This window comes from Rhodococcus koreensis (genome assembly GCF_017068375.1).
Classification (GTDB): Bacteria; Actinomycetota; Actinomycetes; order Mycobacteriales; family Mycobacteriaceae; genus Rhodococcus_F; species Rhodococcus_F koreensis.
Window position 1 is genome coordinate 8,786,632 of sequence record NZ_CP070609.1, and the last position, 13,203, is coordinate 8,799,834.

Here is a 13,203-nt window from a genome sequence, read left to right on the forward strand (position 1 = left end):
CACGCCAATGACGACGAAGTAAGGACACGCAAACATGAAATTGGGATTTCACCTGGGCTATTGGTCTACCGCGCCCTCGGACGACGAACGAGCGGCCTTCTCCCGTGCGGAGAGTCTCGGCTACGACTCGGTCTGGACTGCCGAGACCTACGGATCCGACTGCTTAACCCCCTTGGCGTGGTACGGCGCCTCGACCCGCACTGTCGGGTTGGGCACCAACATCCTGCAAATGTCGGCGCGGACCCCAGCGGCGACTGCCATGGCGGCGATGACACTGGACCACCTGTCTCGGGGCCGCTTCATCCTGGGTTTGGGCGTCTCCGGGCCACAGGTCGTCGAGGGATGGTACGGGCAGCCGTATCCTCGACCGCTCGCTCGCACACGAGAATACGTCGAACTCGTCCGTAAGTTCGTGCGACGAGACGAACCCGTGAGTCACGATGGTTCGTTCTACCAACTCCCGCTGCACGGTGGCTCCGGCCTTGGAAAGCCACTTCGGTCCATGATCCACCCCATTCGTACCGAGATCCCGATCTATCTCGGGGCCGAGGGGCCAAAGAACATCGCACTCGCCGCCGAGATAGCCGATGGGTGGCTGCCGATCTTCTATTCGCCCCGAATGGACGACTTCTATCGAGGAGCGCTGGAGGAAGGATTCTCGAAACCCGGAGCCCGCCGATCTCTGGACGATTTCGACATCGCCGCCACGGTCCCCATTGTCATCGACGATGACCTCGAGAAGGCAGCCGACGTGATCCGGCCCAACATCGCGCTCTACGTCGGTGGAATGGGCGCCCAGGAAGCCAACTTTCACAATCAAGTGTTCGTGCGCATGGGTTACGAAGCGGAATGCGCGCGCATTCAGCGCCTTTACCTGGATGGGCACAAGTCCGAAGCAATAGCATCGGTGCCCTTGGCCATGGTCGAGGATGTCGCCCTCGTCGGATCACGAGAGAAGATAAAGGATGACATCATTCGATGGGAGAAGACGGCAGTCAAAACGCTGCTACTTCAGGGCCTCGGTTACTCCTCGATCGAGGCGGTTGCAGAACTTCTCGCGTAATGAGACGTACACGCGATGGACCAGGGTAGCGCCCTGATGGTCCATAAGTGATGACCACATGTTGGATGAACTCCGAATCACCGTGTGGCTCAATTGCCTTACGTGACAGCGGCAGCGAGTGTCGTGACGACGATGGGGGAGGGGCTCGCGCCCGGCGATCCCCTGGGCGTCCCTCGTGGTGAATGCGTTGAGGAGGCTCGATCGCGTCCTCGTAGTCCCGCACGACATCGAAAAGCGCATGGGTCTGGTCCTGTGAGCTCGTCAACTGCTATTGACCGTACAGGCGGTCAGCTGTACGTTCTGGTTACCGCACCGAACAGAGGGAGCCTTCCGATGCGCATCGAAGCCGCAGTGCTGCGTCACCACGACGCACCGTTCGAGATCGAGACGGTGGAGTTGGCCGACCCGACCGGTGGCCGACTGCGGGTTCGCATCGCCGGTGTCGGGTTCTGTCACACCGACGTCCTGCCCAGGGACCCGTCGTTCCTCGCTCAGCCGCCGATCGTGGTCGGCCACGAGGGGGCCGGAGTCGTCGAGGAAGTCGGCGCCGGTGTCACCGGCATCGAGGTCGGCGATCATGTTCTGTTGTCGTTCGATTCCTGCGGGCTGTGCGAAAACTGCGTGGGTGGGCACCCGGCGTATTGCTTCGCGTTCTTCGCGCGCAATCTGTCCGGCCGTGGCCCCGATGGGCCCGGCCCGCTCACCGACGTGAACGGCAACGCCCTTGCGTCACGGTGGTTCGGTCAGTCCTCCCTGGCCACCCACGCGATCGTCACGTCCCGCAATGTCGTTGTGGTCGACAAGGATCTGCCCCTGCATCTGCTGGGTCCGCTCGGGTGCGGGATCCAGACCGGCGCGGGGTCGGCGCTGATCGCCTTGAAGGTGCGCCCGGGCACGACGTTCGCCGTCTTCGGGGCCGGAGCGGTGGGTTTGTCCGCGGTCCTGGCCGCGCGGGTGGCCGGCGCCTCCCGGATCGTCGCGGTCGACCTGCACGCGAACCGACTCGACCTCGCCCTCGAACTCGGGGCAACGGACGTGATCGAGGGCTCCGCGGACGACGTGGCCCGCCAGATCCGGAAGCTGACCGGCGGCGGCGTCCACGCGGCCCTGGACACGACAGGAGTCCCGCAGGTCATCGCCTCGGCGATCGACAGCCTCCGGCCCACCGGAACCGTCGGTCTCGTCGGCGCGGCGACACGCGAGCTCGTCCTCGCACCGGGGGCCCTGGCTGCCGGCAAGAACGTGATGGGCATCCTCGGGGGTGACGCCGTTCCGCAATTGTTCCTGCCTCGGTTGATCGACCTGTGGCGACAGGGCCGGTTCCCATTCGATCAGCTCATCCGCACCTACCCACTCGCCGATATTGCCGCCGCCGAAGCAGACGCCGCCAGCGGCGCCACCATCAAACCGGTTCTGCTTCCGAATTCCTGACCCGCCTGACGGACGACCGATCGAGGACCCGCATGAAGTACACCCGCTCGCAGCTGTTCATCGACGGCCGGTGGCACACCCCGTCCACCTCCGAGACCATCACGGTGATCTCGCCGACCACCGAACAACCGGTCGGTTCCGCGCCCGACAGCACTCCCGCAGACGTCGACGCGGCCGTCGCCGCCGCGCGCGGGGCGCTGCGTGCAACCCAGTGGGGCGCGCTGGAACCTGTCGAACGCGCAGCCGCTCTCCGGCGATTCGCCGATGCGCTCGACCGGCGACGAGAGGAAACGGCCGCGGTGGTGACCGATGAGAACGGTATGCCCTCGGCGATCTCGTTGGCCGCGGAGGGCAGTGGACCCGCCGCGACGCTGCGGTACTACGCCGATCTCGCCGAGAAGATTCCAGTCGAGACTCCGCGGACCTCGGCGAACGGCCGGTCCACGACGATCGTGCGCCGTGAGCCGATCGGTGTTGTCGCCGCGATCATTCCGTGGAACTTTCCACAGTCGCTCACCATGTTCAAGGTGGCGCCGGCGCTTGCGGCAGGCTGCACCGTGGTCATCAAGCCCGCCCCGGAGACCGTGCTCGACGTGTTCCAACTCGCGGACGCCGCGGAGGAGGCCGGACTCCCAGCAGGGGTACTGAACATCGTGACAGGTGGTCGCGAGATCGGTTCCTACCTCGTGGGCCACCCCGGTGTGGACAAGGTCGCCTTCACCGGGTCCACTGCTGCCGGACGGGCGATCGGGGAGACGTGTGGTCGCCTGCTGCGGCCGGTCACCCTCGAACTGGGGGGTAAGAGCGCAGCGATCGTCCTCGACGATGCCGATCTGGTGAGCGTCGCGCGCGGGATGTCGTGGGCGAGCCTGCTCAACAATGGGCAGACGTGCTACCTGTCCTCCCGGATTCTTGCGCCCCGGTCCCGGTACCGCGAAACCGTCGAGGCGGTCGCGCATCTCGCGTCGTCGCTGACGGTCGGTGACCCGACCGACCCCGCCACCCGGGTCGGACCGCTCGTCTCCGAACGCCAGCGCCGCAGTGTCGAGGCGTACATCGAGACCGGCAAACGCGATGGTGCCACCGTCGTCGCGGGTGGCGGCCGACCTAAACACCTCGATCGCGGATGGTTCGTCGAACCGACAGTCTTCGCCGACCTCGACAATTCGGCAACCGTGGCGCGTGAGGAGATCTTCGGTCCTGTCCTGACCGTCCTGCCGTACGGGGACGTCGACGACGCGGTCGCGATCGCCAACGATTCCGACTACGGACTGGGCGGCACTATCTGGACATCCGATCCCGACAGGGGCCTCGACCTTGCTCGCCGTATCGAAACCGGCAGTGTGGGAGTGAACTTCTTCGATCTCGACATCGGAGCCCCATTCGGCGGGGTCAAAGCCAGCGGACTCGGCCGCGAACTCGGCCCGGAGGGCCTGAGCGCATACGTCACCTTGAAGTCGATCTACACTCGCTGATCGGCCGTTGGGTGGCGCGCCCGACACTGGAGGATCACCGGCGGTGTCGATGCAAGTTGTCGGGTGCGGGGTAAGTTGTGAGGGAAAGATATTCAACGATCCTGTTCAGCCAGCCAGCCAGCCAGCCAGTCAACAGTCAGCGATGGCCTTGCCCCTCCGGTAGCCAGGTGGAGAGTGCTGCGCGACAAACCTAGAGGTCAGGTGGGCGAACCTCCCTTCGTGGTCCGCGGACGCTCTCCGGGACGGTGGCCCGCACTGACGGATCGTTTCACAGAGCCGAAAGCGACCGTCGCTTGTCGCGGTCGGTGCGCATCACCGTCGGCGTCGTGTGTCGGACGGCGTTGACGCTGGTGCGGTTCAGGTGGGGGAGAGGATGGCGCTGTGGTCGGCGATGATGCGGGCGACGAGGTCGCGGCCGGGGCCGTGGTCGAGTGGCAGGGGCGTGGTGGTGGGGTCGAGGGTCAGGTCGGGGTGGGGTGTGATCGCGGGGTCGGTGGTGAGGATCCAGGCGAGGGTGTCTTCGTTGTGCCGGGGTCGGTAGGCGAGGCCGTCGATGTCGGCGTCGGCGGCGCGGATGGCGTGGGCCCACCGTCTTGTGGTGACGTAGTGCCGGGCTTCGCATTTGGTGAGCCAGAGGTCCTGTCCGACCGCGGCCAGGTGTGGACCGTGGAGTGCGGCGGTGGTGAGGGTGCGGGTGACGGTGAGGGCGGTCAGGGTGCGGCCGGTCACGGCGGAGGCGGGAACGATCCGCGCGATGGTGGGGTCGAGGGGGAGGTCCCGGCAGATGGTTTCAGCGATCGCCCCGTCGGGGCTGTCGGCGATGTAGAGGTAGGCGTAGCTGCCGTCGAGGGAGTCGAAGCGGCCGCCGGCGAGTTCGTCGGGTTGGGCGGTGGGGTTCGGGGCGTGTGGGGCGCGGTGGCTGCTGTGCACTCGCCACACCACTGTTCCGGCGGTGAGCACGGTCTTATGCGCCGGCCGGAGCAGTCCTGCGGCCGGTGGTTCGATGTTCGGCATCAGTCGGGCAGCACCGCGGCGGCGAGCCGCTCGAGCTTCTGGCCGGTAGCGGGGTCCGGGTCGGCGGCGAGGTCGGCCGGGGTCTGCCCCTCGGGCAGGCGGGTGGAGGGGGTCAGCCACCACGACGCGACACCCCAGGGGTCGGCGGCCGCACCGAGGGCCGCGTTGATCGCGGCGACGGTGTCGCGGACCGAGGCGGTGGCCTCGTCGAACTGGAACGCCGGGTACCGGTAGCTGTTGCCCACCGGGAGGGCGACGACCTTGCCGGTGGTGCGGAGCCTCGAGGCGACGGTGCGATCTGATGCGGGCCTGCGTAGGACGGCGGCGACCTGGCCGGCGGTGAGCATCGGGTGGTCGAGGATGTGCCGGCGGGCGGCTTGCTCGAGATCGGCCTGGGCGATGGCGTCGTCGACGAGGTCGGCGCCGATCCGGGCGGCCTGGGTGCGGTCGGTCAGGGTCGGTGCCATCGCCAGCAGCGCGGTCACCTGGTTGCGGACCAGGTGCATCTCTGGGCGGGCGGCGAGTTCGGAGGCGACGACGTCGATCAGTTCGGGGGTCGACAGATCCGACAAACGCCGGTCGTCCGGCGACGGAGTGGCGTGCGGGCGGTCGCCGGAGCGGGTGTAGCGGCCGGTCGCGGTGTCTCGGCGCAGCCGGTGGCCGGCGAGCTTGTGGTGTCGCCGGGGGGAGATCGATCGGTGGGTCGACATGGCACTCCTTGCTACGTTTGCACCGATATCTTACATCGTTGCTTTCGTTGCGGCGAGTGCTGGGCACATGCTGTTGATCACCGCCCACAGGGCAGGATGGGACCGTGAGCGACCGAACCGCAGCAGACCTCGAGCGTGAACTCGCCATGCTCGCCTACGTGCGTGACCGCCTCCGGGCTGCGGAGGGCAACGACTTCCGCATCCCGACCACCGCCGTCGACCAGGTCCTCGATGAGTACAACACTCTCGAACGACCACCGCGGGATCCCACCTGACGCGTGCAAGGCCCGCGGGGCTGGTCACCGGTGTGAAGGGGCCGCGCCCCGGTGACGTCACCGGGGGTCTGGCATGCGCTGCCACGCCACCCCCGCGCTTCGAAATCAGCTCTCCCTTCCCGGTCGGGGCACAGTCCACACGCCCATCCCCGGCCAAAATGTGGTGCTGTAGGGGATGCCCAGGGTGATGGTGGCGACGAGGACACCGGACCCGGTCGCGGCGACCGCCGGTGGCGGTGATTGCGGGGAGTTGGATGCTCGCACCTCGGCATCCCCGATCGCGCCGGTGGTGAGGTTGCGCCAATGCACGGTCCCGGTGCATCCGGTCTCCATGCGGAAGTACGTGAGACCCGGTGTCGCGGTGTCGGTTCGCGCGATGACGCGGCCCTGGAAGATGCCCATCCACGTCGCATACTGAAACGACAGCGTGTTGCCGGCCACCGGAACGGGCAGAACCGTATCGACCGGTGCCGCGGACACAGTCGGTGCACCGACGATCGCAGCCGTCAGCGTCGCCAGGGTTGCGATTCCGGCCGCGAGAAGGCGCGGCAGACGGGGGCGTGATGAATCCTTCATGACCGGTCCTCTCGGGCGATGTAAGGCCATCTTCCGCCGGACATCCACCACGGGTTGCCGGAATCGCGGACTCCAGTGGCGACGTCGGCGTGATGCGGCGACGGCGGCAAGGCCGAGGCGGTTGTCGATCGCGGGCGCGATAGCTGCAGCGCGCGTATCTTCTCCGAGGTGCGGCCCGGCCGGGAGCCACGCGCTGAGCCCGCCGCTATCGGATCGCCGCCACTCGGACTCACTTCGCCTGGTTCACAGTGTCATTCACGTGGATGACACCGGTCTGCTCGGGAGAATCGACCCGTGGACGCCATGCGGGTCGGCGGCGACACAATGTTTGCCGGGTAGTGTCCAAGAATGAAACGAACCGATTAGTATCCGCAGTTGATGCGACGGACGTCGGTAACCGGGCGTCGGCCTTTTGTCCGGCCGCGCAGGGTTGGTGCGGTTCCGGGTCGAACGAGGGTGGTTTCTGGTGGAGTTTCCGATGCTGTCCAAGGGACAGAACGTGTCGCTGCCCGCTGAGGTGGAGCAGATCGATGTGGTGCTCGGGTGGACCGAATCGGAGGTCGAGGTCGATGCGTCGGCTCTGCTGCTGAACTCCAGCGGCAAGGTCCGCTCCGACGAGGATTTCGTGTTCTACAACCAGCCCGAGTCGACAGACGGGTCGATCCGGTTCCTGGGTACGAGCGGCACCGAGGAAGGTGCGCAGGCGAGGATCGCGATCGACCTGTCCGCCGTACCCGAGGACGTGCACACCGTGGCCTTGGTCGGCAGTGTGGGCAACGGCAGGTTCGGTGATCTCGGAAAGCTCGCTCTGCGTGTCGTCGACGGGGCCGGGTACACGTTGGCGGAGTACGTCACGGCCGATGCCACAACCGAGTCGGCGTTCGTGTTCGGCGAGGTGTACCGCCGCAATGGGGAGTGGAAGATCCGGGCGGTCGGGCAGGGCTGGGAGTCCGGGCTGGCGGGTTTGGCCACGGATTTCGGTGTCGACATCGACAACGAGCCGGATCTCGAACCCGCCACCGGTGATGACTCATCCGGCAGTGTCGAACCCGCTGCGCCGCCGCACGGGTCCGCCGGTGACGCCACGCATCTGGTGCCCGAACTGCCCGCCACACCCACCGCACCGGCGACACAGGCGAAGCCGAGGACCCGGGGTGTCCGCACCGCCAAGCGAGCGGTGCGCAAGTCGAAGCCGGTCGAATTCACCCTCGCCGAACAGGACACCTGGCAGCCGGCGCGGTTGTTCTCGGTCATCGGTGTCGGGACCGGTGAGGAACAGGAGCGGCGGGCTACCTCCGCGTTGATCGCCACCATGCAGGCGGTGCACCCCTTCGCACGGGCGGTGTGCGCCCGGATGGGGGCACCGGTCGGTGTCTTCGAAGGTTATGTCGAGGTGGCGTACGAGCGGGGTGAGAGCAAGGTGATCCCGGACGCGGTGCTGAAGGTCTCCCGCGGTGCCAGGGTGTGGACCGGCCTGCTCGAGGTCAAGACCGGCAACGGCAAGCTCAGGAAGGAGCAGCTCGAGAACTATCTCGATGTGGCGCGGAAGAAGAAGTACGACGTGGTGGTCAGCCTGTCGAACGACGTCCCCGCCAGTGCCGGGGAGTTGCCGGTGGAGGTCGACCGTCGCAAGCTCGCCAAGGTCGCGCTGCGGCATTTGTCGTGGGCGGAGGTGGCGCACGAGGCACGGATGTTGCTCTCGCACGGCGGTATCGACGACGACCTGCAGGCCTGGATCCTGGCCGAGTTCCTGCGCTACCTCGACCACCCCCGCTCCGGGGCGGCGGAGTTCGTCGACATGGGCCGGCACTGGGTGACCGTCCGCGACGCGGTCACCGCCGGTATCCTGCGCGCCGGCGACCAGAAGGCCGCCGCCGTGGCCGACACCTGGGTGTCCCTCTCCCGTCATCTCGCGCTGCGGTTGACCGCCGAACTCGGTGTCACCGTCAAACACATCCTGCCCCGCCGCCACGGTAGCGACCCGGCCGCCCGCAATGCGGCGGTAGCCGAGAGGTTGGCGACCGACGGGGTGTTCGAAGCGGTGCTGCGGGTCCCGGAGACCGCCGGTGATCTGGTGGTGACCGCGGATGTGCGGACCAACAAGATCCGCTGCCGCACCACCGTGGAGGCACCGAACGAGGGAACCTCCGGTCGCCGGCTGTCGTGGCTACTCAGGCAGCTCAAGGACGTGCCCGGCGACGTTGAGGTCGAAGCGGTGTTCTCCGAGCGCGGCAACGAAGCCTGCGAGCACCTCGACACGGTGCGTAAGGATCCGAAGGTACTGACCAATGGGCGCTCGGGGGACATCGTGTCCTTCTCCCTCGAACAGACCTTCCCGATGGGCGGTCGGCGGTCGGGCACCGCGGCGAGCTTCATCACCAGCGTGACGTCATCGACCGACGCGTTCTACGGCACGGTGGTTCAACAACTGCGGGAATGGGTGCCGGCAGCGCCGAAACAGAATGAACAGCCGAAGCCGGAGACCGCAGAATCCGAGGGGGAGTAACCCTCGGTATGCGTGTTCGACGTTGCGCCGCCTTCGGATGGTGGTGAAGTCGTGCGTCAGTGACCGGATGCTCGTGCGCATTTCACGTATTGACCGAACTACACGTATCTACCGGCAGAAGTAGAGAGGATCGCGCACCGGCGCGGCACCACGAACGATGACGGCATTGATCCGCGGACAGAACACTGCGCTCAGCCATGTGCCACTGACCATCGACGTTGCCGGTGTCACCCCGGGCACGGTCGACCTATTGGTCTTCCAGCTCGATTCCGCCGAGAAGGTCCGCCGCGACGACGACCTGATCTTCTTCAACCAACCCACCTCCCGCGAGGGCGCCGTGCGCCTGTCCGGAACCAGCACGGTGGAGGTTGATCTGCCGCAGATTCCGGCCGACGTGCAGCTTCTGCGTATCGCGGTTGCGCTGGACGACGCCGCTACCGGCAGCCTCGCACTGATCAAGGGACTCGGGGTGAGGGTGTGCGGCCAGGATGGCACCCGTGTCGATGCTGCCGCAATCGGATTGACCAGCGAACGTGCCGCGGTTCTCCTCGAGCTCTACCGGCGCGGTGATCAGTGGAAAGCCCGCAACATCTCGGCGGGGTGGGACCGCGGCCTGGCAGCGCTGGTGATCGAACACGGCGTCACAGTCGACGACCCCGCCCCGCCGGCTCCCGAGCCGGTACCAACTTCTACCCCGGCACCGGCTCGCACCCCGGCAACACCAACGAGTCGACAGATCGTCCTCATCGTCTATCCGGTGAAGAAGAAGTTCACCGTCCGCACCCCGGCTGGCGATTCCTCCTATGATGTGCCGTCGGGATTCGAGATGCTGCATTTCGACCTCGAGCACATGTTCGAGGTTGCCTTGAACGGGACCGGTATCGATCCGGAGAACATTTGGTGGGAACTGTCGTTCGATCCCACAGACCAGGTCGACGAGTACACGATCAGCAAGGTGGCCTTCACGTGCAGGCCCGCGTACACGCGAGATCCGTTCGGCGTTCGTATCACTTACGAAGAGGACGGAATGACCAAGCGGTACGGGTACCGCCCGGACTTGGACTTTCCGGAATGGCGTGGTGGGGTCGGAACCGGTCCGTGCAAGCTGCATTCGATCGCATTCGATCTGCGGATGTGGGCGGACAAAGCGGTCGAGGAAGGATATCGATTCGACGGACCGTGGATGTTCCGGTTCGTCGAGGACCCTGACAGCGGCAAACTCCTCGAGGCATTCAGTGCCGCGTCGTGGACCAAACCCAAGCGCTGGCGGGTCGCCCCCCAATAGTTCCGCCGTGATGGCACACACCTTGAGGGACCGTCGGTGCCGAGAGCTTTCGCCCCGTACCAAATGGCCACTGTCGGGTAGCCACAGTTGCCGGACGGTGTCTGGCTGTGCGGTGGGACACTGAGCGGCTACCGAGGCGAGTCCGATCAGCTTCGGTTCAGTCGGTGATCGCTCCCGGCACTCGTGCTGACATCGCGGTGTGGCCGCCCGATGTGGGAATGTCCGTCCGGCGGTGATCACCCGTGTCGATCACCCTCGAGCGGTCCACTCGTGCGTAGTTATTTGCGGGCGGCGGTCCATTTGAGGCCCCAGCGGTAGGTTTTGGAGATTTCGGATTGGGTTCCGTTGATGTACCGCACTTCTCGTGTGACGGTGAGTTCGTTCTTTTCGTTTTTCAGGAGAGCGATGGCGCAGGATCGGGCGCGGTTGTCGGGCGAGTCGAGGCGCACTTCTACTTGGGGGCCGTGGGGTGGGTACAAGGTGACCACGCCGTCGGCAGCGGACCAGTTCGGGGTGCCGTCGTAGATGTAGGCGAAGATGAGGATGCGTTTGAAGTCCGCGAGGTGGGCGAGGTTGATGTGCAGGTTCTCGCCGCCGGCGTTGGTGCCAGAGCGGTCGTCGCCGTCGAGGGCGATGTAGGGCGGGTAGTTCAGATCGCCGAACGCGTTGCCGAGCGCTTGGACGACGCCTTTGGATCCGTTGGTGAGTTGGTAGAGGCAGGCGAGATCGAGGTCGATCGCGCCGTTGCCGAGGAGTCCGCGCCGGCCGCGGGTCCAGTTGAGGTTGATCCGCATCGTGCCGGTGTCGCCGCCCTTGGCGAGGGACACGGTGGGGGCGGCCTTGGTGAGGGTGATCTTGCTGAGCTGGACCCGCGGCTGCGGCGCCGGAGGCGGGGTGGGTACGGGAGGGCGAATCACGTTCGCAGGTGACGGGATCGGGGGAGTGGGCGCAGGGGTGGGGACAGGCGGGTGGGTGGGGGCGTCGTCGACGGTGACACCGTGTTCGGTGACGAGGGCCTTGAGGCCACTGTCCCAGCCGGCGGAGACGTTCCGGATCTTCCATTGTTCACCGCGCCGGTAGATCTCGGCGAGGACGGCGGCCCGTTCGGTGGTCAGGCCCAGGGCCGGGGCCGAGACCGAACCCAGCGTGACGCCGAGGCCGGGAATGGCGGCGAGGCTGCCGGGAGCGGAGTCGTCCATGCTCACCGCCAGGCGCAGCGTGTCGATCCCGTACGGCACCTTGGTGACGTCGACCGCGACCGTGCTGGGGCCGGTGAGCCGGACCGCTCCCTCGGGGGAGGCGGGTTGGTTGAAGAAGACGAAGTCGCTGTCGCTTCGCACCTTTCCGGTGGAGGTGACCTGGAAAACCATGAGGTCGACGGTCCCGGGGGTGACGCCGGCGACGTTGACGGTCAGCTGCGGTGCGGTCAGTGGGGTGTTCTGACCGCGGACAAGCGAAGTCATGGGTCTCTCTCCTGCAGTTGCTGTGATGAAAAGGTGCCGCTCGCACCGGGTGTGGCTGCTAGTCGGCGCCCAGAGGGGCAAAGGGGGGCGACCGTTTCGGGTTCACCCCGCCGCGCCAGCCGCGGCGGGGTGAACAATGTCCCGGTTGCCGTCTGGGGCGAGCTCGGCCGGTGATCGATCAGCCTGTTCAGCCGACGGTGACCTTTTCCGGTTCGTCGTCACGCTCACCGGTCGCCTCGACCGGTTCGAGGCCCCGGCGGTTGCGGACGATGCTGGAGATGAACGCGGCACCGATCAGGGCGACGCCGACGAGGCCGGTGACGTTTTCGTTGACGTGGTAGCCGATGGAGATCAGCAGGATCACGGCCAGTGTGCCGATGGCCCAGTGGGCGCCGTGCTCGAGGTACACGTAGTCCGACAGGGTGCCCTTGCGGACGAGGAACACGGTGATGGAGCGGACGAACATCGCGCCGACGAAGCCGAGGCCGAGGGCGATGATGATCGGGTCGGACGTGATTGCGAAGGCGCCGATGACACCGTCGAAGGAGAACGACGCGTCGAGGACCTCGAGGTAGAGGAACAGGAAGAACCCGGCCTTGCCGGTGGCCTTGGCCAGCTCGGTCGGTCCGCCCTTGGACCCTTCGATCGGTTCGCCGTCTTCGTCTTCCTCGGGGGTGTTGAACAGTTCACCGAGACCGTTGACGGCGATGTAGGTGACCATGCCGAGGACGCCGGCGATCATCACGGTGGACACGGTGTCCTCGGGGGCGATGTAGGCGGCGGTGATCAGCAGCAGGACGCCGGCGAGGATGACGGCCAGCTGGTCGAGCTTGCCGGCGCGGGCGAGGGGCTTCTCCAGCCAGGACAGCCAGGTGATCTCACGCTCTTCCAGGATGAAGCCGAGGAAGAGCATCAGCAGGAACATGCCGCCGAACGCCGCGATCTGCGGGTGCGCGTCGGTGAGCAGGGTTTCGTAGCTGGCGCTGCCGTCGGGGAAGTACGCGGCGCCGTCGGCGGGCGGGTTGAGGGCCAGGTCGAGGGCGGCGACGGGGCCGAGGCCGGACGCGAGCCAGACGATGACGAGGGGGAAGACCAGGCGCATGCCGAACACCGCGATGACGATGCCGACGGTGAGGAAGATCTTCTGCAGAACTCGCTCATGCGGCGCAGCACGGTGGCGTTGATGACGGCGTTGTCGAAGGACAGCGAGATCTCGAGGATCGACAGGATCACCACGAGGAGGACGGCCTGGGGGCCTCCGTAGATCGCCGCGATGATCAGGGAGATCACCGTCACGGCGAAGGAGAGACCGAATATTCGCAGAACCACGAAGCGTGGCCTTTCTCTAGTGGGCATGCAGGGTGGCTACTGCAGGGGTATGTAGACCGCGGGCCGAACGCCTGGG

The 13,203-nt window shown here is 66.5% G+C and carries 10 protein-coding genes and 2 pseudogenes; 6 read left to right on the forward strand and 6 right to left on the reverse strand.

The annotated features are described in order from the left end of the window. The first annotated feature begins 34 nt into the window (after positions 1-34). From JWS14_RS40045 to JWS14_RS40055, 3 genes are all read left to right on the forward strand, one after another. The gene (locus tag JWS14_RS40045; protein ID WP_206015724.1) at positions 35-1,063 is read left to right on the forward strand and encodes an LLM class F420-dependent oxidoreductase; all 1,029 of its coding nucleotides are present in this window, start codon (positions 35-37) and stop codon (positions 1,061-1,063) included. Between the two features lie 333 nt (positions 1,064-1,396). After that, the gene (locus JWS14_RS40050) at positions 1,397-2,494 is read left to right on the forward strand and encodes an NAD(P)-dependent alcohol dehydrogenase (protein ID WP_206015725.1); all 1,098 of its coding nucleotides are present in this window, start codon (positions 1,397-1,399) and stop codon (positions 2,492-2,494) included. Positions 2,495-2,526: 32 nt separating this feature from the next. Beyond that, positions 2,527-3,969, forward strand: a complete 1,443-nt coding sequence (locus JWS14_RS40055; RefSeq protein WP_206015726.1) for an aldehyde dehydrogenase — start codon at positions 2,527-2,529, stop codon at positions 3,967-3,969. 357 nt (positions 3,970-4,326) lie between these two features. Here the strand turns inward: JWS14_RS40055 and JWS14_RS40060 are convergent, their stop codons facing one another. Together JWS14_RS40060 and JWS14_RS40065 are read right to left on the reverse strand one after the other, a co-directional pair. After that, complete coding sequence (locus tag JWS14_RS40060; protein WP_206015727.1) at positions 4,327-4,983, reverse strand: RES family NAD+ phosphorylase; 657 nt, start codon at positions 4,981-4,983, stop codon at positions 4,327-4,329. Further along, positions 4,983-5,693 (reverse strand): hypothetical protein, encoded by a 711-nt coding sequence (locus JWS14_RS40065; RefSeq protein WP_206015728.1) that lies wholly within the window; start codon positions 5,691-5,693, stop codon positions 4,983-4,985. The genes JWS14_RS40060 and JWS14_RS40065 overlap by 1 nt, the downstream gene beginning before the upstream one ends. Positions 5,694-5,797: 104 nt before the next feature. Here JWS14_RS40065 and JWS14_RS40070 point away from each other — a divergent pair, with 104 nt between their 5' ends. Further along, on the forward strand, positions 5,798-5,968 hold the full coding sequence (locus JWS14_RS40070; protein ID WP_206015729.1) for a hypothetical protein: 171 nt from the start codon (positions 5,798-5,800) through the stop codon (positions 5,966-5,968). A gap of 105 nt (positions 5,969-6,073) precedes the next feature. Here the strand turns inward: JWS14_RS40070 and JWS14_RS40075 are convergent, their stop codons facing one another. Further along, on the reverse strand, positions 6,074-6,544 hold the full coding sequence (locus JWS14_RS40075) for a hypothetical protein (protein WP_206015730.1): 471 nt from the start codon (positions 6,542-6,544) through the stop codon (positions 6,074-6,076). A 466-nt stretch (positions 6,545-7,010) separates the two neighbouring features. Here JWS14_RS40075 and JWS14_RS40080 point away from each other — a divergent pair, with 466 nt between their 5' ends. Together JWS14_RS40080 and JWS14_RS40085 are read left to right on the forward strand one after the other, a co-directional pair. Beyond that, positions 7,011-9,050, forward strand: coding sequence for a TerD family protein (locus tag JWS14_RS40080; protein ID WP_206015731.1), 2,040 nt, complete (start codon positions 7,011-7,013; stop codon positions 9,048-9,050). Positions 9,051-9,207: 157 nt separating this feature from the next. After that, on the forward strand, positions 9,208-10,335 hold the full coding sequence (locus tag JWS14_RS40085; RefSeq protein WP_206015732.1) for a TerD family protein: 1,128 nt from the start codon (positions 9,208-9,210) through the stop codon (positions 10,333-10,335). Positions 10,336-10,613: 278 nt separating this feature from the next. Here the strand turns inward: JWS14_RS40085 and JWS14_RS50510 are convergent, their stop codons facing one another. The 3 genes and pseudogenes from JWS14_RS50510 to JWS14_RS40095 form a co-directional block, all read right to left on the reverse strand. Next, positions 10,614-11,252: a TerD family protein gene (locus JWS14_RS50510; protein WP_241031717.1), complete on the reverse strand. Its 639-nt coding sequence runs from the start codon at positions 11,250-11,252 to the stop codon at positions 10,614-10,616. Between the two features lie 96 nt (positions 11,253-11,348). Further along, a pseudogene (locus JWS14_RS50515) lies at positions 11,349-11,798 on the reverse strand (TerD family protein); the annotation flags it as partial. A gap of 187 nt (positions 11,799-11,985) precedes the next feature. Further along, positions 11,986-13,127: pseudogene (locus JWS14_RS40095) on the reverse strand (DUF475 domain-containing protein). Positions 13,128-13,203 lie beyond the last annotated feature (76 nt).